Source organism: Ensifer sp. Root954, assembly GCF_001429005.1.
In the GTDB taxonomy this organism is placed as follows: Bacteria; Pseudomonadota; Alphaproteobacteria; order Rhizobiales; family Rhizobiaceae; genus Ensifer; species Ensifer adhaerens.
Window position 1 is genome coordinate 245,608 of sequence record NZ_LMJM01000027.1, and the last position, 21,252, is coordinate 266,859.

The 21,252-nt window shown below is 62.7% G+C and carries 23 protein-coding genes and 1 riboswitch; of the genes, 12 read left to right on the forward strand and 11 right to left on the reverse strand.

What is annotated here, in order from left to right; all coding sequences use genetic code 11:
- Window positions 1-72: 72 nt before the first annotated feature.
- The 3 genes from ASE71_RS23090 to bluB all read left to right on the forward strand — a co-directional run bounded on the left by ASE71_RS23090 (window position 73) and on the right by bluB (window position 3,218).
- The gene (locus ASE71_RS23090) at window positions 73-1,266 is read left to right on the forward strand and encodes a phytanoyl-CoA dioxygenase family protein (protein ID WP_060520700.1); all 1,194 of its coding nucleotides are present in this window, start codon (window positions 73-75) and stop codon (window positions 1,264-1,266) included.
- 88 nt (window positions 1,267-1,354) lie between these two features.
- Window positions 1,355-2,167, forward strand: coding sequence for an SDR family oxidoreductase (locus ASE71_RS23095; RefSeq protein ID WP_060520701.1), 813 nt, complete (start codon window positions 1,355-1,357; stop codon window positions 2,165-2,167).
- Between the two features lie 97 nt (window positions 2,168-2,264).
- A riboswitch (cobalamin riboswitch) is annotated at window positions 2,265-2,477 on the forward strand.
- Between the two features lie 45 nt (window positions 2,478-2,522).
- Window positions 2,523-3,218, forward strand: a complete 696-nt coding sequence (gene bluB / locus ASE71_RS23100; protein WP_060520702.1) for a 5,6-dimethylbenzimidazole synthase — start codon at window positions 2,523-2,525, stop codon at window positions 3,216-3,218.
- 12 nt (window positions 3,219-3,230) lie between these two features.
- Here bluB and ASE71_RS23105 read toward each other — a convergent pair whose 3' ends face one another.
- The 4 genes from ASE71_RS23105 to ASE71_RS23120 all read right to left on the reverse strand — a co-directional run bounded on the left by ASE71_RS23105 (window position 3,231) and on the right by ASE71_RS23120 (window position 8,571).
- Window positions 3,231-4,301: a DUF2865 domain-containing protein gene (locus ASE71_RS23105; protein ID WP_060520703.1), complete on the reverse strand. Its 1,071-nt coding sequence runs from the start codon at window positions 4,299-4,301 to the stop codon at window positions 3,231-3,233.
- A 164-nt stretch (window positions 4,302-4,465) separates the two neighbouring features.
- Window positions 4,466-5,110, reverse strand: coding sequence for an acyl-homoserine-lactone synthase (locus ASE71_RS23110; protein WP_034795052.1), 645 nt, complete (start codon window positions 5,108-5,110; stop codon window positions 4,466-4,468).
- Between the two features lie 140 nt (window positions 5,111-5,250).
- On the reverse strand, window positions 5,251-5,988 hold the full coding sequence (locus ASE71_RS23115) for a helix-turn-helix transcriptional regulator (protein WP_034795050.1): 738 nt from the start codon (window positions 5,986-5,988) through the stop codon (window positions 5,251-5,253).
- Window positions 5,989-6,258: 270 nt separating this feature from the next.
- A complete protein-coding gene (locus tag ASE71_RS23120) occupies window positions 6,259-8,571 on the reverse strand; it encodes an NADP-dependent malic enzyme (protein ID WP_034795048.1) in 2,313 nt (770 codons plus the stop codon).
- Between the two features lie 173 nt (window positions 8,572-8,744).
- Between ASE71_RS23120 and ASE71_RS23125 the strand changes: the two genes are divergently transcribed.
- On the forward strand, window positions 8,745-9,584 hold the full coding sequence (locus ASE71_RS23125) for a UDP-2,3-diacylglucosamine diphosphatase (protein ID WP_060520704.1): 840 nt from the start codon (window positions 8,745-8,747) through the stop codon (window positions 9,582-9,584).
- A gap of 97 nt (window positions 9,585-9,681) precedes the next feature.
- Entirely contained in the window at window positions 9,682-10,902 is a 1,221-nt protein-coding gene (locus tag ASE71_RS23130) for an MFS transporter (RefSeq protein ID WP_060520705.1), read from the forward strand.
- On the opposite strand, the gene dgcA is transcribed toward ASE71_RS23130, so the two are convergent.
- Window positions 10,854-11,837 carry an N-acetyl-D-Glu racemase DgcA gene (gene dgcA, locus ASE71_RS23135; RefSeq protein ID WP_060520706.1) on the reverse strand — a complete coding sequence of 328 codons (984 nt, stop codon included), beginning with the start codon at window positions 11,835-11,837 and terminating at the stop codon, window positions 10,854-10,856. The two genes, ASE71_RS23130 and dgcA, sit on opposite strands and share 49 nt — an antisense overlap.
- 260 nt (window positions 11,838-12,097) lie before the next feature.
- Here dgcA and ASE71_RS23140 point away from each other — a divergent pair, with 260 nt between their 5' ends.
- From ASE71_RS23140 to ASE71_RS23155, 4 genes are all read left to right on the forward strand, one after another.
- Window positions 12,098-13,225 (forward strand): ABC transporter permease, encoded by a 1,128-nt coding sequence (locus ASE71_RS23140; RefSeq protein WP_051659332.1) that lies wholly within the window; start codon window positions 12,098-12,100, stop codon window positions 13,223-13,225.
- 22 nt (window positions 13,226-13,247) lie between these two features.
- Entirely contained in the window at window positions 13,248-14,057 is an 810-nt protein-coding gene (locus ASE71_RS23145; protein WP_060520788.1) for an ABC transporter ATP-binding protein, read from the forward strand.
- Between the two features lie 82 nt (window positions 14,058-14,139).
- The gene (locus ASE71_RS23150) at window positions 14,140-15,510 is read left to right on the forward strand and encodes an MlaD family protein (protein ID WP_034795040.1); all 1,371 of its coding nucleotides are present in this window, start codon (window positions 14,140-14,142) and stop codon (window positions 15,508-15,510) included.
- An 86-nt stretch (window positions 15,511-15,596) separates the two neighbouring features.
- Window positions 15,597-16,211, forward strand: coding sequence for an ABC-type transport auxiliary lipoprotein family protein (locus tag ASE71_RS23155; protein WP_060520707.1), 615 nt, complete (start codon window positions 15,597-15,599; stop codon window positions 16,209-16,211).
- 16 nt (window positions 16,212-16,227) lie between these two features.
- On the opposite strand, the gene ASE71_RS23160 is transcribed toward ASE71_RS23155, so the two are convergent.
- Entirely contained in the window at window positions 16,228-16,500 is a 273-nt protein-coding gene (locus tag ASE71_RS23160) for a BON domain-containing protein (RefSeq protein ID WP_060520708.1), read from the reverse strand.
- Window positions 16,501-16,653: 153 nt separating this feature from the next.
- Between ASE71_RS23160 and ASE71_RS35905 the strand changes: the two genes are divergently transcribed.
- On the forward strand, window positions 16,654-16,830 hold the full coding sequence (locus tag ASE71_RS35905; protein ID WP_156400740.1) for a hypothetical protein: 177 nt from the start codon (window positions 16,654-16,656) through the stop codon (window positions 16,828-16,830).
- Window positions 16,831-16,970: 140 nt separating this feature from the next.
- Here ASE71_RS35905 and hemF read toward each other — a convergent pair whose 3' ends face one another.
- Window positions 16,971-17,882, reverse strand: a complete 912-nt coding sequence (hemF, locus tag ASE71_RS23165; RefSeq protein ID WP_060520709.1) for an oxygen-dependent coproporphyrinogen oxidase — start codon at window positions 17,880-17,882, stop codon at window positions 16,971-16,973.
- 211 nt (window positions 17,883-18,093) lie between these two features.
- On the opposite strand from hemF, the gene ASE71_RS23170 reads away from it, so the two are divergent.
- Window positions 18,094-18,354 carry a hypothetical protein gene (locus tag ASE71_RS23170; protein ID WP_034795016.1) on the forward strand — a complete coding sequence of 87 codons (261 nt, stop codon included), beginning with the start codon at window positions 18,094-18,096 and terminating at the stop codon, window positions 18,352-18,354.
- Window positions 18,355-18,438: 84 nt separating this feature from the next.
- Here the strand turns inward: ASE71_RS23170 and ASE71_RS23175 are convergent, their stop codons facing one another.
- The gene (locus ASE71_RS23175) at window positions 18,439-18,678 is read right to left on the reverse strand and encodes a hypothetical protein (RefSeq protein WP_034795013.1); all 240 of its coding nucleotides are present in this window, start codon (window positions 18,676-18,678) and stop codon (window positions 18,439-18,441) included.
- A 52-nt stretch (window positions 18,679-18,730) separates the two neighbouring features.
- The gene (gene soxR / locus ASE71_RS23180) at window positions 18,731-19,201 is read right to left on the reverse strand and encodes a redox-sensitive transcriptional activator SoxR (RefSeq protein ID WP_034795010.1); all 471 of its coding nucleotides are present in this window, start codon (window positions 19,199-19,201) and stop codon (window positions 18,731-18,733) included.
- Between the two features lie 77 nt (window positions 19,202-19,278).
- Between soxR and ASE71_RS23185 the strand changes: the two genes are divergently transcribed.
- Window positions 19,279-19,854 (forward strand): NADPH-dependent FMN reductase, encoded by a 576-nt coding sequence (locus tag ASE71_RS23185; RefSeq protein WP_060520710.1) that lies wholly within the window; start codon window positions 19,279-19,281, stop codon window positions 19,852-19,854.
- Window positions 19,855-19,930: 76 nt separating this feature from the next.
- On the opposite strand, the gene ASE71_RS23190 is transcribed toward ASE71_RS23185, so the two are convergent.
- Both ASE71_RS23190 and ASE71_RS23195 read right to left on the reverse strand, forming a co-directional pair.
- Entirely contained in the window at window positions 19,931-20,392 is a 462-nt protein-coding gene (locus tag ASE71_RS23190; RefSeq protein ID WP_034795003.1) for a tRNA (cytidine(34)-2'-O)-methyltransferase, read from the reverse strand.
- A gap of 6 nt (window positions 20,393-20,398) precedes the next feature.
- On the reverse strand, window positions 20,399-20,938 hold the full coding sequence (locus tag ASE71_RS23195; RefSeq protein WP_060520711.1) for a GNAT family N-acetyltransferase: 540 nt from the start codon (window positions 20,936-20,938) through the stop codon (window positions 20,399-20,401).
- Window positions 20,939-21,252 lie beyond the last annotated feature (314 nt).

A 21,252-nucleotide genomic window follows, 5' to 3' on the forward strand; every position in this document is an offset into this window, starting at 1 on the left:
TTCTTGCTCTATATCATGTTTTGCCGCCGCCTATAGTCGTGTTCATCAGGATGTTCCAGAGGAGGAAACGCGATGAAGACCGACAACAAAGCGCGCCAACGGATCGACCGCGTCTGGCTCACCGAAGAGGCTTGCGATCTCGAATCGTTCCGGGCGGAAGTCGAACGCCAAACCAGTCTGTCCGACTACCCCCATGCTGCCGGCTGCGAAAAGAATATCCTGATCTATGACAGCGCCGCGCTGATTGCGGCGTGCGGCGATGCCGAGGCGCGGCGTTCTGTTTTGGCGGAGATCTGCGAGGTACTGGCGACCGGGCCTGGCGTGGCGGTTTTCAAGCGCGCCTTTGCCGATACGACAGCAATCGACGTCGCAAGCGGGGTCTTTGGCGCCATCATCGAAGAGCAACATCGCAGCAACAGCGGCGGCGGCGATCACTTCGCCAAACCCGGCGCCAATGACCGCATCTGGAACTCGCTGGAAAAGCACTGCCTGAACGCGCCGGAGAATTTCGCCTCCTATTACGGCAATGCCGTCATAGCGCTCGTCAGCGAGGCTTGGCTCGGGCCGAACTACCAGATGACGGCGCAGGTCAATCGCGTCAATCCTGGCGGTGCGGCGCAATCGGCGCACCGCGATTATCACCTCGGCTTCCAGACTGCGGCCGTGATCGAGCAGTATCCGGCGCATGTGCACAGGCTTTCACCGGTGCTGACGCTGCAGGGGGCGGTTGCCCATTGCGACATGCCGCTCGAAAGCGGACCGACGCTGTTCTTGCCCTATAGCCAAACCTATGTGCCGGGCTATCTGGCGCTCAACCGGCCGGAATTCCGCGCCTATTTCGACGCACACCACGTGCAGCTTCCGCTCGAAAAGGGCGACGTTGTCTTCTTCAACCCGGCGCTCTTCCATGCCGCCGGCACCAACCGCTCCCGGGATATCCGCCGCGTGGCCAACCTGCTGCAGGTGTCTTCGGCCTTCGGTCGCGCAATGGAAACCGTTGACCGACTGACCATGAGCGCGACGCTCTATCCGGCCTTGCGGGCCTTGCTGGCGGGCGGGACGCTGACGCAGGCGGAAGCGGCCAACGCGATCTCCTCCTGTGCCGAAGGCTATTCGTTCCCCACCAATCTCGACCGGGATCCGCCACTCGGCGGGTTGGCGCCGAAGACGCAGGCGCAGTTGATGCGCGAGGCGCTCACTGCGGGGACGGGCGAACAAGAGTTTCTCTCGGTGCTGGAGGCGCAGGCGAAGCGCAAGCTGAGCTGACGAGCGAGTTACAATTTGACAGGCTCCCGGTGTGTTTTAGCCGGGAGCCGCAGCCGTTTCAAACGATCATTTCCGAGGGAGGAATTCGATGAGTGGACAATTGCAAGGCAAGATCGCCATCGTCACCGGTGGTACGCAGGGACTGGGCGCGACGATTGCTGGCCTTTTCGCCGAGCGCGGCGCTGAAGGCATCGTCATCTGCGGCCGCAACGCCGCCAAGGGGCGGGCGAAGGCCGAGCAGATCGGCAAGTCAAGCGGTGCGAAAGTTGTCTATGTCGAGGCCGATCTTGAAAAAGTAGAGGACGCCCGCAAGGTGGTCGCCGCTTGCGACGCGGAATTCGGCCGGGTCGATGCGCTGGTCAACGCCGCAGCTATCACCGACCGTGGCACGATCCTCGACACCACGCCCGAACTCTTCGACCGCATGTTCGCGATCAATGTGCGCGCGCCGTTCTTCCTGATGCAGGAGGCGGTGAAGATCATGCGGCGGGAGAAGACCGAGGGCACGATCGTCAACATCGGCTCTATGTCGGCGATGGCCGGCCAGCCGTTCATTGCCGTCTATTGTTCGTCGAAAGGCGCCCTCGAAACGCTGACCAAAAACACGGCTTATGCGCTTCTTCGCAACCGCATTCGCGTCAACGGGCTGAATATCGGCTGGATGGCGTCCGAAGGCGAAGACCGCATCCAGCGCGAGTTTCATGGCGCGGCGGCCGATTGGCTCGAAAAGGCGGCGGCCGGCCAGCCTTTCGGTCGGCTCGTCGATCCGGCCGAAGTGGCGCGGGCCTGCGCCTATCTGTCGTCGGCCGAGTCCGGGCTGATGACCGGATCGGTGATTTGCTTCGATCAGTCGGTCTGGGGCGCCTATGACGGTTCGCCACATCCGGTCGCTCCGCTTTGAGGTGGAGGTAAACGACTAAGCTCGACAGTAGCCGGCGGAAAGTGGCGTGCCATGTCCCGGCCGGGTTGGCGCCGCTTGTCTTTCTCAAACGGCTGTGCACTTAGTGCCGTCGTCAGGTGCCCGCGAAAGCGGGAGAATCGGGAATCCGGTGTCATTCCGGAACGTGCCCAACGCTGTGACGGGGACGATCGCGTCTAAGAGAGCCTTGAATTGATTCAAGGTTTTGCCACTGGATCTTCAAGCGATCTGGGAAGGCGAGGTGATCGGTTGAACCGAAGTCAGAAGACCGGCCTGGCGAGATAGACCGAACCCCGCGTGGACGGCGGGAGGTTTTCGCATTGTTGGGGATCGAACGATGCTGACTGAACCGAAGGGCGGCCTTGCGGCTGCCGGCGCCTTTTCGTTGCCAGAGCGGGAGGCCGTCTACCGTGCCATCGAGACACGTCGCGACGTGCGCGATGAATTCCTGCCCGCGCCATTGCCGGATGATCTGATCTTGCGCCTGCTGGCCGCTGCGCACAGCGCCCCGTCCGTGGGCTTCATGCAGCCGTGGAACTTCGTGCTGGTGCGGGCGGAAGAAACGCGTGAGCGCGTCTGGCATGCGTTTCGCCGCGCCAATGACGAGGCCGCGCTGATGTTCGAGGCGGAACAACAGGCCAAGTACCGTGCGCTGAAGCTGGAAGGCATCCGCAAGGCGCCGCTCAGCATCTGTGTCACCTGCGACCGCACGCGCGGCGGTGCCGTCGTACTCGGGCGCACCCACAATCCGCAGATGGACGTCTATTCCACCGTCTGCGCCGTGCAAAACCTCTGGCTTGCGGCGCGGGCCGAAGGGGTGGGCGTCGGCTGGGTGAGCATTTTCCACGAGGCCGAGATCAAGGCGATTCTCGGCATCCCAGATCATATCGAGATCGTTGCCTGGCTCTGCCTCGGCTATGTCGATCGCCTCTATCAGCAGCCGGAACTCGCCGTGAAGGGCTGGCGCCAGCGCCTGCCGCTCGACGAGCTGGTTTTCGAAGACGGATGGGGACGCAGCAAGGAGAAGGCGTAAGGCCTCGTCCGATCAATTCTGGACCGGCTGATAGGCCGGTCCCTTCGGATGCTTGAGGTCGATGGCGGTTTCTTCCTGCGGCAGGTAGGTCGGGCCGACGACGCGAACCTTGTTCTTCGACGGATCGTAAGGCCGCTCTTCGGCCGGCGCCTTGGCGGTATTGCTCGCCGCTTCCGGCTTCTTGGTCTCGATGACGATGATCGACGACTGGTCGTCACCGATCTTCGTTCCGTTTGCCTTCGGTGTGGTCGAGGCGGTCTGGGGTATCTGGCAGCCGCACTGGCCGGGTTTTCCGACAGCGCGGGTGCGATAGGCAAAGGCGTTGGGCATTTCGGTATAGGGACGGCCGGTCACGGCCGAGACCATCTTGTCGCTCTCTTCCGTGTTGAGGTCGTGAAAATAGAGCTCGGTCTCAGCCCCCGGGCAGCGCGCCCGACAGGCCTGCTCGTCGCGCGGGAAATCGGCCGGCGTCGCATCTGAAGAAACCGGGAAAAAGGCGCCGTCGCAGGTGCGCACGCACATGGTTCTGAGCGTGCCGCTATAGTAGCGCTCCTGCGGCGCGTAGCCGTCTTCGCCTCGGCCGAGCATCGGGCCGTAGGCGTCTTCCGGCGGCAGGTCGGCAACGATGTTGCGGTGGCTTTCCGGCACGTCCGGTTCCACGCTTGCGAACTCCTCGCGGTCGCCATAGCAACCGTTGATCTCCAGCGCGGCGAGGATGCGGCGCCGGCTGTCGTCGCTGCCGCCGGCGACGATCTGCTCGCGCTCGGACTTCAGCATGCGCAGATTGTCTTCCATCTCGGCGATCAGGCTGTTGAGGCCGTAGCAAGTGTCGGGGTCGCCGCCGTCGAAGCCAATGGCGTTGCCGCCACTGCAACCCGCGCGGCGGCGGTCGTTCTTTGCCCGCCGCAGCTCGATATTCTGCCGCGAGATCGCGCTTGCGTAGTCGCGCGCATCGGCATTGCTGGCGACGTAGTCAGGCAGTTGCGCGAGCCGCGCGTTCAGTCGGTCGCAGGCCGTCGATGCCAGTGACGGACCGGCACCGATCAGAACCAGAGGCACAAGGGCCGCAGCGACGTGTTTCATGCGCGTGAACACGGGCGAAAGTCTCTTCCTGTTGCCAGGTCGGCGCCGACCTTCTGCGGGTTGCTGCCAGCGGCATTCCTGTTTCGCCTCCATCATAGAGCTTGTCGGTGATCGTGCAACGACAAGCGACGGTTTGCGTTAACAGCGCAGATCGACTGACGCGCTTAGGCGGCGCGGGCGGTTTCCAGCGACATCGGACGTTCGAGCACGGTACCTTCGATGGCAGCGACCGCCTTCATCCGCGTGAGCAGATCCGGCGTTACTTCCCAAGCGACGGCAACCGCGAAAACGGAGCCGATGCGATGCGGTTCGGCGATACGCTCGCCCGGGCATCCCATGCGCCGGAACATGCGCTCCAGGAACACATCCGTCACCGTGACGATGTGGCTGATGCCGGAAGCAAGGCCCAGCTCGCCGACGCCGCACATCAGTTCGGCGGCCGCGACCGTCACCTGGTTCGAGGCGCGGTCCTGCGAGATCTCGGGCTCGATGCAGAAGCGGCTGGATTCCCAGACCGAAGCGCTGCGGATTTCCGGATTATCGCCGAGCAGGATCGGGAAGGTATCGTCCAGCATGTTTGGGCCGAGTGTCGGCAGGAGGCGAAGCGCGCCGCGCAGCCGGCCGGTATCGGGCGCATAGGACAGGACGTAGAGCGGGTTTGCCTGGTCGTAGTTGTCGATTTCCCAGTCGCCTTCGGTCTGCACGTCCCATTTCAGGAAGTCGTGGAAGACGCGCTTGCGCAACCGGAACATGTCGTCGACGGCCGCCGGGTGTTGTGCGCGGGTCTTTCCGTTCAGGATCCTGATCATCGTTTTCTCCATCCGAGTTTGGGGATGGGGCGATGCTGTCAGGCTCGCGGCGGTTGCGTAACTGTCGCTAGCGACAGTTCAAATGCGCGATATTTGCCACTAGATTTCGAGGGGTTTCGGTGGAGGCGTATTGCCGGGTGTCAAACGGAGGGTATCAGAGCGTGTCGTACGGCCTGTGCCACAGCCTGAGTGTTGGAAACGACATTCAGCTTGCGTCGCGCATTGGTCATGAAGAAGCGCACGGTGCGCTCGGAAATGCCGAGGATCGTGGCGATTTCCCAATAGCTCTTGCCGGCGGCGGCCCAGGTCAGGACCTCGGTCTCGCGGCCGGTCAACCGCATCTCTCGGGTCGAAATGCTGCCGGCCATGGCGCCGTGCTCCAGCATGGCGGCATGGAAGAGATTGGCGGCCAGCTGGAAATCGCGCAGGTGATGGCGGCGATAGGTCGTCCATTCGCCGGCTGTCATGTTGACGTTGATTGCGAGCAACGCCATGCGCCCGGCGGGCGAGGGCAGTGGCAAGGCGACGCCCTCAGTTGATATGCCGATTTCCTGGGCTGCCTGGAACAACGGTTCGCATTCCGGGAAGCGATGCCGCGCCATCGTCCATTCCACCGGCCGCACGCCGCCAAGCGCCAGCTTCAGAATCGGATCGATCCGGTGAAGGCTGCGGGCATGGTAGATCTCGGCAGCGTAGGCGCCGAAGGTGTGATGCAGCCGGCAAACCTTGAGCTCGTCCGCATAGGGCTCGGCTTCGAGATAGAGAAGATGGGCAATGCGGAAGGTTCGACGCATCAATGTGAAGAAATGAGCGGGCTCGACGCAGCCGCCACATTCCAGGATTTCCAGCATGTCGAGGACAGCCTGCTGCTCAGTCATGCCACAACACCGAATCTCGTCCGAGGCCACAGCATGGTTAGAGGTTCACCTTTTGTCCAGCGCAAACTTTCCCGATTGGTGTATAAGACCAATTGCGCACGCCTTGATTGTAGCTGTCGATCGGCCGCGTGACAGGGGCTGATTCGCGGGTGATCTGCAAAACCAGCGATGCCGCGCCTGAAGCAGGCGCGACATCCGGATACGGTTTTGCCGGCGCCGGCATGGCGCCCGAATGCAGCGAAGACCGGTGGCGATCTCCGCGTTGCCATCTCAACCCGGATGGCTGGCTTCGACCACCGCCAGAGCCGCCATGTTGACGACGCCGCGTGAGGTGACGGACGGCGACAGGATATGGGCGGGAAGCGCCGAGCCGAGCAGGATTGGGCCGACATGCAGGCTGTCGGTCATGGTCTTGACGACACCGAGCGTGATGTTGGCGGCATCGAGATTGGGGAAGACCAGGAGGTTGGCTTCGCTCGACAGGCTACTGTCCGGCATGACGCGCTGGCGCAACGCTTCCGAGATCGCCGCATCGCCGTGCATTTCGCCGTCGACCTCGAGATCCGGCGCGAGTTCCCGCACGAGCTGCAGCGCCGTGCGCATCTTGGTGGCGCTCTCCGAATCGCGCGAACCGAAGTTCGAATGCGAGACGAGGGCGGCGCGCGGGGTGATGCCGAAGCGGCGGATTTCCTGTGCCGCCATGACCGTCGTCTGGGCGATCTCTTCGGCGCTCGGGCAGTAGCTCACATAGGTGTCGGTGAAGAAAGTTGCGCCGCGCTGCGAGATCAGCAGGCTCAAGGCCGAGAAATCGAGCACGCCGTCGCGCTTGCCGATGATCTGCGATACGTCGCGCAGGTGCTTGCTGTAGCGTCCTTCGACGCCGCAGATCAACGCATCGGCTTCGCCGCGCTTGACCGAGAGCGCGCCGATGACGGTCGTGTTGGTGCGCACGATCGTGCGGGCGGCTTCCGGGATGACGCCGAGACGACCGACGAGGGCAAAATAGTCCTCGACATAGTCGCGGTAGCGCGGATCGCCTTCGGGGTTGACCACCTCGAAATCGACATCCGGACGGATGCGCAGGCCATAGCGACGCAGGCGCGTCTCGATGATCTGCGGACGGCCGATCAGGATCGGGCGGGCCGTGCCTTCTTCGAGCAACACCTGGGCGGCGCGCAGCACGCGTTCGTCTTCGCCTTCGGCAAAGATAACCCGGTTCTTCTGGGCGTTCTTGGCGGCGGCAAAGACCGGCTTCATGATGAAGCCCGAGCGGAAGACGAAGCGGTTCAGCTTGTCGAGATAGGCGTCATAGTCCTGGATCGGACGGGTGGCGACGCCGCTTTCCTCGGCTGCCTTCGCAACCGCCGGCGCGATGCGCAGGATAAGGCGCTGATCGAACGGCGAGGGGATCAGGTAGTCCGGGCCGAAGACCGGGGTCTCGCCGGAATAGGCGCGGGCGGCAACATCGGAGGGCTCTTCGCGGGCAAGACCGGCGATGGCGCGTACGGCCGCCATCTTCATTTCTTCGTTGATCGTGCTTGCGCCGCAGTCGAGCGCGCCGCGGAAGATATGCGGGAAGCAGAGAACGTTGTTGACCTGGTTCGGGAAGTCCGAGCGGCCGGTGCAGATCATCGCGTCCGGACGGGCTTGGCGGGCGGCTTCCGGCATGATTTCCGGCGTCGGATTGGCGAGCGCCATGATCAGCGGCTTTTCGGCCATCTGCGCCAGCAGTTCCGGCTTCAGGACGCCGGCGGCCGAAAGGCCGAGGAAGACGTCGGCGCCGCCGATGCTGTCGGCAAGCACGCGGTTGCTGCTATCCTGCTCGTAGACGGACTTCCATTCGTCCATCAGCACCTCGCGGCCCTTGTAGACGAGGCCTTCGAGGTCATGGACCCAGATGTTTTCGCGCTTGGCGCCGAGCGTCACGAGAAGGTTGAGACAGGCGAGTGCGGCGGCACCTGCGCCCGAGGTGACGATCTTGGCGGTCGCGATGTCCTTGCCGGCGAGTTCGAGGCCGTTGAGGATGGCGGCGGCGACGATGATCGCGGTTCCGTGCTGGTCGTCGTGGAAGACCGGGATCTGCATCTTTTCACGCAGGCGCCGCTCCACCTCGAAACATTCGGGCGCCTTGATGTCTTCAAGGTTGATGCCGCCGAAGGTCGGCTCGAGCGCCGAGATTACGTCGACCATGCGCTCGATGCTCGACGCGTCGATTTCGATGTCGAAGACGTCGATGCCGGCAAACTTCTTGAAGAGGACGGCCTTGCCCTCCATGACGGGCTTGGAAGCCAGCGGACCGATATTGCCGAGACCGAGGACGGCCGTGCCGTTGGAGATGACCGCGACCAGGTTGGCGCGCGCTGTGTAATCGGCGGCTGTTTCCGGATTGTCACGAATGGCGATGCAGGGGGCTGCAACCCCTGGCGAATAGGCAAGCGCCAGGTCGCGCTGGTTGCCAAGCGGCTTGGTGGGCTGGATTTCGAGCTTTCCCGGGCGTGGGTAACGGTGGAAGAAAAGGGCCTGCTGGTCGATGTCGCCGCTGGCCGGACCGGTATGGGATTTCGTCTTGTCGCCCGTATTCATGCTCTCACATTCCTCATTCGTGGTCGTGCCTTTTGGCATGAATTCGAAGCGAGGTACAGTTTTGCAGTGTTGATTTCAGCGGGGGGACCGGTGACGCAATGTTGATGTCATCTTCCTGAAACACGAGTCTGGTTTCACGAAGGCAGAAAGCATAACCTGAAGACGAGGCTCGCATGATGGCGGCGCAGCAAGACAACTCCGTACGAAAGCTCAGGACGTTGTTCATCTCGGACGTCCATCTCGGCTCGAAGGCCGCCAAGACCGACTACCTGCTCGACTTCCTGCGGCATCATGAAGCGGAGACGATCGTTCTGGTCGGCGACATCGTCGACGGATGGCGGCTGAAGCGCAGCTGGTACTGGCCGCAGAACTGCAACGACGTGGTGCAAAAGCTCCTGCGCAAGGCGCGCAAGGGCGCCCGCATCGTTTACATCCCCGGTAATCACGATGAATTCCTGCGCGACTTTCCGGGCGTGCATTTCGGCGGCATCGAGGTGGCGCAACGCTACATGCACGAGGGGGCCGACGGCCGTAAATATCTCGTGCTGCACGGCGACGAATTCGACGTCGTCGTGCGCAACGCCCGCGTGCTCGCCTATCTCGGCGATTGGGCCTACGACACGGCGATCGCCATCAATATCGGGCTTGCTGCGGTCCGCCGACGTCTCGGCATGCCCTATTGGTCGTTCTCGTCCTGGGCGAAGCTTCAGGTCAAGCACGCCGTCAACTTCATCGGCGAGTTCCAGAAGGTGGTCGCCGAGGAGGCGCGCCGTCACGATGCGCAGGGCGTGATCTGTGGTCATATCCACCATGCTGTCATCGAGGAGACCGGCGACATCCGCTACATCAACACCGGCGACTGGGTGGAAAGCTGCACGGCGATTGCCGAGCACCACGACGGCACGATGGAACTGATCACCTGGCACCAGATGCGCGGTGGCGCCAGCGAAGGCGAAGCCTCTGGTGAAGCGGACAAACTGCTCGCCCAACTGCTGACCCAGCGCGCGGCCTGACCTTTGCGGCGCAGCGATATTACTGTCGCGAAAACTAGGTTATGGCGAGGGGCGCCCGGCTCGTGCTAGAGATTGGGCACAGCCATCAGGTCAGACGATGATTCCCTTCCAAGCGCCCGCCTATGTGGGCCCTCCGCCGCGCCATTTTGCGCTTCGCATTGCTTTGCTCTTCTGTGCGCCGCTGATCGTCAACGGCTTCGCGATGCCATATTTCCCGATGTGGCTGAGCACGCTGTCGATGAGCGACTTCGAGATCGGCGTCGTTCTGGCGTTGCCGATGTTCGTGCGCGTCATCACGGCGCCGATCGCCGGCGTCATTGCCGATAGGCTCGGCGAGCGGGCGATCGTCCTGATCTGGTCCGGTTTCCTGTCGCTCGCAACGGCCGTGGTTCTGTTCTATTTCCGCGAATTCTGGCCGGTGCTGCTCATCTATACGCTGCAGTCGGCCGTCTATTCTCCCTATGTGCCGATCGTCGAGGCGATCGCGCTTTCAGGCGTGCGGCGCTGGGGCTTCGACTACGCCCATATGCGGCTCTGGGGCTCGGTCGCCTTCATCGGCGCGACGATGCTCGGCGGCTGGATGGTGGGCATCTTCGGCAGCGACATGGTGCTGCCGGCGATGGCGATCGGCTTCGGCCTGACGATCATCATGGCCTATGCCGCGCCACGGGTCGGCAAGCCGCGGCGGCCGTCACCGATCACGGCATTGACGGAGCCGCCGCCGAAGTCGCTGCGGCAGCTCGACCTGCAGCTGCTTCTGATCGGGGTGACGCTCGTCAACGCCAGCCACGCGATGCTCTTTGCCTTCTCGGCGATCTATTGGCAGCACATCGGCTACAGCGGTACCGAGATCGGCCTGCTCTGGAGCGCGGGCGTCGCGGCGGAAGTGACGATGTTCATCTTCGCCAAGGCGATCAGCCGCCGTTTCAGCGTCTGGGTGATGATCCTGTCCGGCTGCTTTCTCGCCGTGGTGCGCTGGATCATCTTCCCGATGGATCTCGGCTTCAGCGGCTATTTCATCCTGCAGTGCTTCCACGCTTTCACCTATGCGATCATGCACACCGGCATGCAGCACAAGCTGGTCGAGCGGGTGGTGGAATCACAGGAAGCGTCGGCGCAGGGGCTCTACTTCTTCTATACCGGTATCTTCACCGCGATCTTCACGTTCCTGTCCGGCTATTTCTACGCTTGGTACGGGGTGAACGGCTTCTATTCAATGTCGGTCGTCGCCTTTGCCGGCTGCTGCTTTGCCGTCACCGCCTGGTATCTTCAACCCCAGAGGCGCGGCTCCGGCGGGAAGACAAGCGAGGCCTCGTAGCGCAGGCCGGGCTCGCGATCCTGCGCCAGCAGCAGCGGCCCGTCGAGATCGACGAAATCCGCGCCTTGAGCCACCAGGATCGCCGGCGCCATCGCGAGCGAACTGCCGACCATGCAGCCGACCATGACCTTGAGCCCGAGCGAGACCGCCTCATCGCGCATGCGCAGTGCCTCGGTCAGGCCGCCGGTCTTGTCGAGCTTGATGTTGACGGCGTCGTAACGCCCGACGAGAGCGGCGAGGTCGCCGGTCGCGTGCACGCTTTCATCAGCGCAGATCGGAACGGGACGGGCGATCGTTGCCAACGCCTCGTCGCGGCCGGCGGGAAGCGGCTGCTCGATCAGGTCGATCCGTTCCTCGGCGCAGATCGCAAAGTGATAGGCAAGCGTTTCGGGCGTCCAGCCCTCGTTGGCGTCGAGGATGATGCGGCTTTCCGGTGCGCCGGCGCGCACCGCACGGATGCGGGCAGCATCATCCGACGTGCCCACCTTGACCTTGAGGAGCGCGCGGTGGGCATATTTGGCGGCCTGCTCGCGCATCGCGTCGGGCTCGGCAAGCGAAAGCGTATAGGCCGTGGTCAATGCTTCCGGTGAAGAAATGCCGGCAAGAACATGGGCCGACTTGTTTTTCTGCTTTGCTTCCAGATCCCACAGCGCGCAATCGACGGTGTTGCGGGCAGCACCCGGCTTCATCGCGCGCTGCAGGTCGGCGCGGCTGAGCCCAGCCTCGATATGGTGGCGGATGGCGGCGATTTCGGCGAGCACCGTGTCGATCGTCTCGCCGTAGCGGCCGTAGGGAACGCATTCGCCGGAGCCCGTATGGACACCGTCTCCGATGCGGCAAGTGACGACGCTTGCCGTCGTCTTGGAGCCGCGCGAGATCGTAAACGTGCCCGCAATCGGGAAATGTTCCACGGTGGCATCGAGGGAAAGTGACATGAAAGCGTCTCCGGCAGGTAATCTGTTGGCCCGGCGTCATAGCGCCGCAACGTTCGGGTGACAGCAAAGGTGCGAGCCGTTATGACGGTGGAAGGATTTACGAATCTTTACACAGTCGTTGCCTCCGGTCGGACGCGCAACAGTCGTGGTAACACTTTAGGTCTGCTGCACAATCTTGTCCTCATCTCTATCGAGATTGGACGAGTTTTGCAGAGGCAAATCGGGATAACAGAAGACACGTGTCGCAAGCCGCCCGCAAGATGACCGCCGATGTCGCGCTGTCCGAGAGTGGCGGCGGGCGAAGCTATGTCTTCACCGGCACCTGGCGGCACGAGACGGCCGAAGCGATGGCAGCAAAGCTCGACGGCCTTGCGCGCAAGGGCGACGGGGCCGCGCAGTTCGATCTGTCCGGCGTGACGGCGATGGATACCGCAGGCGCCTGGATCATCCGCCGCTTCATGACCCGTGTCGTCGGCCCGTCGCGCGACAACGTTCATTTCGCCGAAGGCGGACAGCGCTATGTCGAGCTCATCGACGCCCTGCCGGCTGAACTGCGCTCGCCGGAAAAGAACGGCGAACGGCTGCCGCTGTTTCAGCGCATCTTCGCCCCGGTCGGCGAGGTCATGGCGGCGACGTGGGAAGATATCGTCGCTGCGATGTACATCCTGGGGTCCGCGGTGCGCGGCGCCCAGCTTAAGCTTGGACGGCACAGCGGCGTCTCGCCGGCGGCGATCGTCCACCAGATCGACCGCATGGGCGTGAAAGCCGTGCCGATCATCACGCTGATGTCGTTCCTGATCGGCGCCATCATCGCCCAGCAGGGCGCGTTCCAGCTGCGCTATTTCGGCGCCGAGGTCTTCGTCGTCGATCTCGTCGGCATCCTGCAGCTCCGTGAAATCGGGGTGCTGCTGACCGCGATCATGATCGCTGGCCGCTCCGGCAGCGCGATCACCGCCGAAATCGGCTCGATGAAGATGCGTGAAGAGGTGGATGCGCTGAAGGTGATGGGGCTGAGCCCGGTCGGCGTACTCGTATTTCCGCGCCTCGTGGCGCTGACCGTCGCGCTGCCGCTCTTGACGATCATCGCAAACTTCGCGGCGCTCGTCGGTGCGGCGCTCGTTGCCTGGGGCTATTCCGGCATCACGATCCCAACCTTCCTCGCCCGATTGCAGGAAGCCATCGATTTTTCGTCGATCGCCGCCGGCATGATCAAGGCGCCGTTCATGGCGCTCATCATCGGGGTCGTGGCAGCCGTCGAGGGCTTGAAGGTTGGCGGCAGCGCGGAGTCGCTCGGCCGCCACGTGACGTCTTCGGTGGTCAAGTCGATCTTCGTCGTGATCCTGATCGACGGGCTCTTCGCCATGTTCTACGCGGCCATTGATTTCTGATGCGGAGAACAGCGTGAACCCAATCGAAAAGAGTCACGAGGGGTACCAGCCGACCGAGGCGAACGGGCGCGAGGCCGTGCTTTCCGTTCGCGACCTGACGGTCGGTTTCGGCTCCAACATCGTGCTCGACAAGCTGAACCTCGAGATCTACCGCGGCGAAATCCTCGGCTTCGTCGGAGCGTCCGGCACCGGAAAGTCGGTGCTGATGCGCACGGTTCTGAGGTTGCTTGCGAAGCGGTCCGGCAAGATCGAAATCCTCGGCGCGGACTACGACAACATCACCGAGGGCGAACGCATCGCGCTCGACATGCGTCTTGGCGTTCTCTTCCAGCACGGAGCGCTGTTTTCGGCGCTGACGGTGCGCGAGAACATCCAGGTGCCCATGCGCGAATATCTCGACCTGCCGCAGAGCCTCATGGACGAGCTGGCGCGGGTGAAGATCGAGCTGGTCGGCCTTGCGCCGGAGGCGGCGGAAAAGTACCCGTCGGAGCTTTCGGGCGGCATGATCAAGCGCGCCGCACTTGCGCGCGCGCTGGCGCTCGATCCGGACCTGGTCTTCCTCGACGAGCCGACCTCGGGGCTCGATCCGATCGGGGCGGCGGAGTTCGACGAGTTGATCGCCAAGCTGCGCGACACGCTGGGATTGACCGTGTATATGGTGACTCACGACCTCGACAGCCTCTTTTCGGTCTGCGACCGCATCGCGGTTCTCGGCAAGAAGAAGGTCCTGGTCGAAGGCACGGTGGAAGACATGCTGGCCTGCGACGATCCGTGGGTGCAGTCCTATTTCCGTGGCAAGCGGGCACGATCGATCGTGCGGAACGATCAATGAATCTTGAGAAGCCGATTTTGATGCCCAGGCGTCGAGATCGGAGGTAGAGCCGGTGAAGCGGCCACGAAGGTAGTCGGTACGAATGGAAACGAAAGCGAACTACGCCATTGTCGGTTTCTTCACGGTGTTCGTGGTCGCAGCCGCATTCGGCTTCGTCTACTGGATGTCGCAGTATGGCCGTAGCGGCGAGATGATCGAGCTGGTGGTCAACATTCCGGGGTCGGCCAACGGCCTTTCGGTCGGCTCTCCGGTGCGCTTCAACGGCATTCCCGTCGGCACGGTTCGCAACCTCGCGATCGATGCCAACGATCCGCGTTATTCGATCGCGCTGACCGAGGTTTCGGTCGACGCGCCGGTGCTCAAGTCGACCAAGGCGACGCTGGAAGTGCAAGGCCTGACCGGTGCGGCCTATATCGAACTCAGCGGTGGCCACAAGGGCGACGAAAACATCCTGAAGACTGCGATCGAGAAGGGTACGCAGGCGCGTATCCTTGCGGACCAGTCGAGCGTCACCAGCCTGCTCGCGACGGCCGACCAGATTATGGACCGCGCCAACAGCGCCATCACCGACATCCAGGGCTTCGTCACCGACGTGCGCGGTCCGCTGACCAAGACGATCGGTAATGCCGAGACGTTTTCGAATGCGCTCGCGAACAATTCCGGCGCGATCGATGACTTCCTGAAGAGCGTGACGGAACTCTCCGGTTCGGTGAGTGCTGCGTCCAAGAAGCTCGATTCGACTCTGGAATCTGCCGAAACTCTGGTGAAATCGGTGGATCCGAAGAAGATCGATCAGATCGTCTCGAACGTCGAGCAGATCAGCACCGACCTGAAGGCTGCCTCGGGCGGCGTTTCCGAAACCATCGCTGCCTTCCGGCGCACGGTCGAAACCTACGAGCAATTCGGCAAGAACGCCCAGAAGACGCTGGAGCGGGTCGATACGCTGGTCGCCTCGGTCGACAAGCAGAAGGTGGAGCTCGTCGTCAACGACATCACGGCGGCGACGGCCGACGCCCGCAAGACGGTGGCCAACATCTCGCAGTTCGCCGACAAGATCACGGCGCGCCAGCAGGACATCGACCGCACGATCACCGACGTTACGCAGTTGGCAAGCAAGTTGAACGCTTCGGCCAACCGGGTCGACAGCATTCTCGTCAAGGTCGACGGTTTCCTCGGCGATGCGGACGCGCCGTCGCTTTCGGCTGACGCCCGCGCGACGCTCGCCTCGTTCCGCAAGATGGCGGACAATCTGAACGCCCAGATCGGCCCGATTGCGGAGAACCTCAAGCGCTTCTCGAATTCGGGGCTGCGCGACGTCGAGGCGCTCGTCACCGATACGCGCCGCACGGTGCAGAGCCTCGAGAACACGATCTCGACGTTCGACAAGGATCCGCAACGCCTTCTCTTTGGCGGCGAGACGGTAAAGCAATATGATGGCCGCACCCGACGCTGAGTCGGTGGGCACAGCCGGCGTGGGGCCGGGTGGTGTGTTTCGATCCGGAATGCGCCGAAGTTGTGTGGGACAAAGGTAACGGCAGTATGAGTTTTCCAGGGCTGGTGGGCGTGCGAGTAGCGGGAGCGTGGCGCTCCGCCCTGATGATCATGCTGGCAGCAGGACTTGCTGGCTGCGGTACCAAAGCGGTCAACGACACCTACAGTCTTTCGGCAAGGCCGGCCGTCGAAGGTCGCGCATCGACCGGCAAGCAGATCCTCGTGCCGGAGCCGACGGCTCTGAAGGCGCTCGACAGCGATCAGGTCGTCATCCGTCTCTCCGGCGCGGAACTGCAATATCTCGCCAAGGCTCAGTGGAGCGACCGCCTGCCGAAGCTGGTACAGGCGAAGCTCGTGCAGGCCTTCGAGGACACGGGCAAGATCGGCGGCGTCGGCAAGCCCGGCCAGGGCCTGGCGATCGACTACCAGGTCATCACCGAAATCCGCGCCTTCGAGATTTCGACCGAGGGCGCCGACGCGGCCAATGTCGAAATCTTCGCCAAGATCCTCAACGATCGCAACGGCACGGTGCTGGCGCAAAAGGCGTTTCGCGCCACGACCGCGGTCAGGGGCACGGGCAACACGGCCTTCATCAAGGCCATGGATCAGGCCTTCGCCAGTGTTTCGGCAGAAATCGTCAGCTGGACGCTCGGCTCCATCTGAGGAACCGAGGACGCTTCTATCTTGCGGTGACCGTCTCGATCCGGTTGATCACTTCCGCGACGCCTTGCACCTGTTTTGCCGCCTCTTCGGCGCGGAAAACTTCGCCTTCGGTCGCCACGAAACCGGCAAGCACAATGGTGTTGCCTTTGGTGGTAACAGTGACATCGGCTGCATCGAGGCCGGGCGTGACCGCCAGGAGATGGGCGACGCGGCGCTCCAGTTCGGCCGGGTGATCGGCCACCTGCCGCTCCGGTTCATCGCCGTAGAATGTCCGTTTCTTGAAGATCATTGTTTTCACCTCGCTCGACGAAGGTGAAACGCCTGATAGCGGGCTTTGTTCGCCTGTTTCATTCGAAACAGCGGGGTGGGACTGATCCGTGCGATGGCTCGTTTCAGGCGACGGGCGGCTCCGTCGCGGTCGGATTACACGGGGATATACAAAATGCGCAGTTCTTGCTTCGCCATGGCTCTGGCGACGACGATGGCACTTGCCTTGGCCATGCCGGCGAAGGCCGCGAACTATAGCTACGGCTGCAAACCGAGCTGCGTCGTCAAAACGGAACGGGCTTATGGCGCCGACGGTAAGGTCTTCTGGAAGAAGGTGCGGATCTGCAAGTGACGTCAGGAATTCCGAAGCGGCCCGCGACGGCATTGGTCAGCGGGCCATTCATCGGCTCGATCGCGCTATGACGCGCTCCCGGAGAAGAAGCGCATCTGCGCGGTGCGAGCGCTTCTCTCTGCCTGTCTAAGCTGCTGAGTTTACGGCCAGCGCACGACCGGGGGCAGGGACGACAGGATCGACTCGACATTGCCGCCGGTCTTCAGGCCGAAGATGGTGCCGCGATCGTAGAGCAGGTTGAACTCGACATAGCGGCCGCGGCGCACCAGCTGTTCGTCGCGGTCGTTTTCGGTCCAGGGCGCATTGAAATTGGTGCGCACGATCTTCGGATAGACGATGGCGAACGCCTTGCCGACATCACGGGTGAAGGCGAAATCGGCGTCCCAGCCGCCTTGCTCTTCCGAGGAATGCAGCCAGTCGTAGAAGATGCCACCGGTTCCGCGCGCCTCGTTGCGATGGGGCAGGAAGAAGTAGTCGTCGCACCACTTCTTGAACTTGGCATGGTCGGCGACCGCATGGCGCCCGCAAGTGATCTCCATCGCGCGGTGGAAGAGCTGCGTGTCGGGATCCGTCATGACGCGACGGCGATCGAGCACCGGGGTGAGGTCGGCGCCGCCGCCGAACCAGTTGCTGGTCGTCACCACCATGCGGGTGTTCATGTGAACGGCCGGTACGTTGGGATTGACCGGATGGGCGATCAGCGAAATGCCCGAGGCCCAGAAACGGGGATCTTCGGCTGCGCCCGGGATCTGGCTGCGGAATTCGGGCGAGAACTCGCCGTAAACGGTCGAGGTGTGCACGCCGACCTTTTCGAAGACGCGGCCTTCCATCATCGACATGCGGCCACCGCCGCCCTTGCCATCCTCACGGCTCCAGTCCTTGGCAACGAAGCGCCCGGGGGGACGGTCGGAAAGCGGCCCGGTCAGCTCATCCTCCACCGCCTCGAAGGCGGCGCAGATGGTGTCGCGCAGCCCTTCGAACCATGCACGCGCCTCCGCCTTCTTGTCTTCGATGTCTGCGGGGAGCCCCTGGGGTAGCTGCGGTCGTTCCATGAAATTACGTCCTGTTGGCGGGATTTCCCGATGAGATGCCGCCGATTCGATTGAAGTCGCCACAGTTCACACTTTGGCGCTGATGGCAACGGCGGTCCAGCGCTTCGGCCACTCGGTCGCGGCGTGTCCTTGGCCTCGGCGAAACCCGCCTACACAAAGCTCTGGCAAAGGCAGGCTTGCCTCACTATCTTACAATCCAGAGGTATAGCCCATGGCAAGAATACCTGCAGGCCCGCCGCTCGATGGATTGCGGCGGCAGATCGCCCGGCATCGCCGGGAAAATCCGACACGAGGCGACGGCCTTTTCGTGCGGGAAACCTTTCGGCTCGACCGCAGTGCTGCCCGTGCAAAAGCGCGGGAATGGTTCGACACCTGGCCGAAGGCCGCCTACTGGACCGAGGTGGAAAGCTGGCGCCAGCTCGAGGGCGACGAGATCGAGTTTACGATGCGCCGCCTGCCGACCGCGGATTGATCCATCGCCCTGCCGCTTTTTCAGAGATCACCGGTCACGTCAACAAACGCGCCAGATTCCCTGCGAGCCAAGGTAGCACAGCGCTCAACCTCGATTTCGATCCTGAATATAAATCAGAGTTTTTCCGAGAAGAATCAATAGATTAATGATGGCTACCAGCCCGAGTATCACGGTCCCCAGGGCAAGCGCCAGGAATGTATTGACGGCGCATTGCTGATCCCCTGCGGCGCATGCGCGATCGTCAAGATAATAGAACCATGAGAACAGGATGAGAGCGAGAAGAGGAAGGACTATCGCAACTCGGCCTCTTAGTTCTGACTTCATCTTCTTTTCCCCACAATGACCATGCGTAGGCACCTTTGGTCGTGGCGGCCGCTCAAGGGTGGCTGTCTTCATCCATGAGCCTTGGGCCGGCGCCTTCCATCGACAGCACGTCGTGCGGATTGCGCAGAGGACATTCGCGCAGCGACAGGCAGCCGCAGCCGATGCAGCTCGTCAGATGGTCGCGCAACGCCATCAGGCTGGCGATGCGTTCGTTCAGCTGTTCGCGCCAGTTTTCGGACAATCTGCCCCAATCCTCGACCGTCAGCGGACGATCGTCCGGCAAAACCGACAAAGCGTCCTGGATTTCCGACAATGGAATGCCGGTGCGCTGCGCCACCTTGATGACGGCGACGCGCCTGAGCACGCCGCGCGGATAGCGGCGCTGGTTGCCGCGGGTGCGGTTGCTGCGGATCAGCCCCTTGGCCTCGTAGAAATGCAGGGTGGAGACGGCGACGCCGCTGCGCTCCGCCACTTCGCCCACGGTCAGTTCGCGGCGCAATTCGCTTTGTTTCACAATCGTCATAACGGCTATTGACCTCAACTAATCTTGAGGTTTTATAGCATTGGCTCCATGACTGAGACAACAGGAGCTTGATCCCCATGACTGAGAAAATGACCCTCGCCGTGATCTATGGCAGCGCGCGGCAGGGTCGCTTCTGCGACACGGTCGCCAATTGGCTGATCCGGGAACTATCGGCTTCCGACACCTTCTCGCTGACGATCATCGACCCGGCGCGGCTCAGAACGTCGCGCGGCCTTGGCGCGGCGGTCAATCCCGGCGAATGGCTGGAGCGCAAGATCGCCGAGGCGGATGCCTTCATCGTCGTTACGCCCGAATACAACCACGGCTACCCGGCGGCGCTGAAGGAACTGATCGACTCTGTCTACGAGCCCTGGCACGCAAAGCCGGTCGCCTTCGTCTCTTACGGCGGCGCCTCGGGCGGCATTCGCGCGGTCGAGCAATTGCGCCAGGTGTTTGGAGAGTTGCACACGGTGACACTGCGCGACGGCGTGGCCTTCCCGAAGGCGTGGTCGAAGTTCGATGCTGCCGGCAACCTCTATAAACCGGAGGAGCTCCGCGCGCCGCTGTTTTTGATGATGGATCGCCTGACCTGGTGGGCGCCGGTGCTGAAGCAGGCGCGCAAGAGCAAACCTTACAACGAAGTCGCGGCGTAACGTTGGAAACGAGGGCTCTCGGCCGGTCTCTCAAAGAGCTCGGCCTGCCGCCAAGGAGACGGCTATGGAGACGGTATCAAATCGGCGAAACCTGCCGGATCGCTTCGCCCGCAATCATCGCGGCGGAGATCGCGATGTTCAGCGAGCGCTGGCCGTCGGCCATCGGAATGAGGATGCGGCCATCGGCGCGCTCGTGCACGTGATCGGGCACGCCGGCGCTTTCCCGCCCGAAAAGCAGGATGTCGTCTGGGCGGAAATCATAGCGCGTATAGGGCAGGGCAGCCTTGGTGGAGGCGAGCACCAGCCGACGTCCGCTCGCCGAGCGCCACTCTTCGAAGCGCTCCCAGTTGACGTGACGAGTGAGCGCCACCGACGCGATGTAGTCCATGCCGGCGCGCTTCAGGTTTCGGTCGGAGAGGTCGAAGCCGGCCGGCTCGATCACATCGACCGAAAGCCCGAGACAGGCGGCCATGCGCAGGATCGTGCCGGTATTGCCGGGAATATCGGGCTGGTAGAGGGCGATGCGCAGATTGCTCACGTCAGGTTACTCGTTTCCGGGGGCGTTGCGCCGCGTATCGAAATCCGCAGCCAGGATGCCCATCATGATGTCGTCGTGCCACTCACCGTCGATCAGCGCCGATTCGCGTTCGCGGCCCTCGATCGAGAAACCGGACTTGAGATAGGCCGCAATCGCCCGCTCGTTGAAGGCGAGGACCCTCAGCGAGACCCGATGAAGGGCAAGTTCGTCGAAGGCATAGGCCAATACCCGCTTGATGACCGCCGTGCCAAGACCCTTGCCAAGGCGATCCGGATCGAAAATGCCGATGGCGAAGTTCGCGCGGCGATCGGCGCGGTTGATGTTGTCGAGCCGCACTTCGCCGACGAGGCCGTCCTGATCGATGATCCAGGCGGCCGCTTCACCGTGGCCGAAGAGGCCGGGAAACGACCTGCCCGAACCGAACATCCGGTAGATATCCGGATGGCGGCCGAGCCTCAGGCGCGCGTCTGCGTCACCCTCGCGGGGGCGCCGCAGGAGAAAGCCGACACCTTGAAGGTCAGGAGGCGCGTCCGATGAAGCGATCATCCTTGTTCTCCGCTGCGAAACATCCGGCGCTGCTTGCTTTTGAGGTCGCTCATATTGCCTGCGCTAATCTGTGCCGAAACGGCAACAGCGGTCGGAGCGATGAAAAATTGGGCAAGAAAGTGCCTGCGACAATCTGGCATGCGAGCGCGAATAAGGGTAGAGATCGGAGCTCTTCAACGCGAACCGACGGAGGCAAACATGAATGTATTGATGTTGACACGCCTTCCTGGAGTAGTGGGCCACCGTTTGGCCTGACCGGTTCCGCGACCTATCTTTTAACCGAGATCGACGCGCTTCCGGGACTCCGGAAGACG

Excerpts from the sequence above, each read along its gene's own strand:
- ASE71_RS35905 (WP_156400740.1), top strand. The coding sequence starts at position 16,654 with ATGCGCAGTTCTTGCTTCGCCATGGCTCTGGCGACGACGATGGCACTT.
- ASE71_RS23095 (WP_060520701.1), top strand. The coding sequence starts at position 1,355 with ATGAGTGGACAATTGCAAGGCAAGATCGCCATCGTCACCGGTGGTACG.
- soxR (WP_034795010.1), bottom strand. The coding sequence starts at position 19,201 with ATGACGATTGTGAAACAAAGCGAATTGCGCCGCGAACTGACCGTGGGC.
- ASE71_RS23115 (WP_034795050.1), bottom strand. The coding sequence starts at position 5,988 with ATGACTGAGCAGCAGGCTGTCCTCGACATGCTGGAAATCCTGGAATGT.
- ASE71_RS23170 (WP_034795016.1), top strand. The coding sequence starts at position 18,094 with ATGGCAAGAATACCTGCAGGCCCGCCGCTCGATGGATTGCGGCGGCAG.
- ASE71_RS23120 (WP_034795048.1), bottom strand. The coding sequence starts at position 8,571 with ATGAATACGGGCGACAAGACGAAATCCCATACCGGTCCGGCCAGCGGC.
- ASE71_RS23150 (WP_034795040.1), top strand. The coding sequence starts at position 14,140 with ATGGAAACGAAAGCGAACTACGCCATTGTCGGTTTCTTCACGGTGTTC.
- ASE71_RS23105 (WP_060520703.1), bottom strand. The coding sequence starts at position 4,301 with ATGAAACACGTCGCTGCGGCCCTTGTGCCTCTGGTTCTGATCGGTGCC.
- ASE71_RS23140 (WP_051659332.1), top strand. The coding sequence starts at position 12,098 with ATGACCGCCGATGTCGCGCTGTCCGAGAGTGGCGGCGGGCGAAGCTAT.
- ASE71_RS23185 (WP_060520710.1), top strand. The coding sequence starts at position 19,279 with ATGACTGAGAAAATGACCCTCGCCGTGATCTATGGCAGCGCGCGGCAG.
- ASE71_RS23160 (WP_060520708.1), bottom strand. The coding sequence starts at position 16,500 with ATGATCTTCAAGAAACGGACATTCTACGGCGATGAACCGGAGCGGCAG.
- ASE71_RS23090 (WP_060520700.1), top strand. The coding sequence starts at position 73 with ATGAAGACCGACAACAAAGCGCGCCAACGGATCGACCGCGTCTGGCTC.
- ASE71_RS23155 (WP_060520707.1), top strand. The coding sequence starts at position 15,597 with ATGAGTTTTCCAGGGCTGGTGGGCGTGCGAGTAGCGGGAGCGTGGCGC.
- ASE71_RS23110 (WP_034795052.1), bottom strand. The coding sequence starts at position 5,110 with ATGATCAGGATCCTGAACGGAAAGACCCGCGCACAACACCCGGCGGCC.
- ASE71_RS23175 (WP_034795013.1), bottom strand. The coding sequence starts at position 18,678 with ATGAAGTCAGAACTAAGAGGCCGAGTTGCGATAGTCCTTCCTCTTCTC.
- bluB (WP_060520702.1), top strand. The coding sequence starts at position 2,523 with ATGCTGACTGAACCGAAGGGCGGCCTTGCGGCTGCCGGCGCCTTTTCG.
- ASE71_RS23125 (WP_060520704.1), top strand. The coding sequence starts at position 8,745 with ATGATGGCGGCGCAGCAAGACAACTCCGTACGAAAGCTCAGGACGTTG.
- ASE71_RS23195 (WP_060520711.1), bottom strand. The coding sequence starts at position 20,938 with ATGATCGCTTCATCGGACGCGCCTCCTGACCTTCAAGGTGTCGGCTTT.
- hemF (WP_060520709.1), bottom strand. The coding sequence starts at position 17,882 with ATGGAACGACCGCAGCTACCCCAGGGGCTCCCCGCAGACATCGAAGAC.
- ASE71_RS23130 (WP_060520705.1), top strand. The coding sequence starts at position 9,682 with ATGATTCCCTTCCAAGCGCCCGCCTATGTGGGCCCTCCGCCGCGCCAT.
- dgcA (WP_060520706.1), bottom strand. The coding sequence starts at position 11,837 with ATGTCACTTTCCCTCGATGCCACCGTGGAACATTTCCCGATTGCGGGC.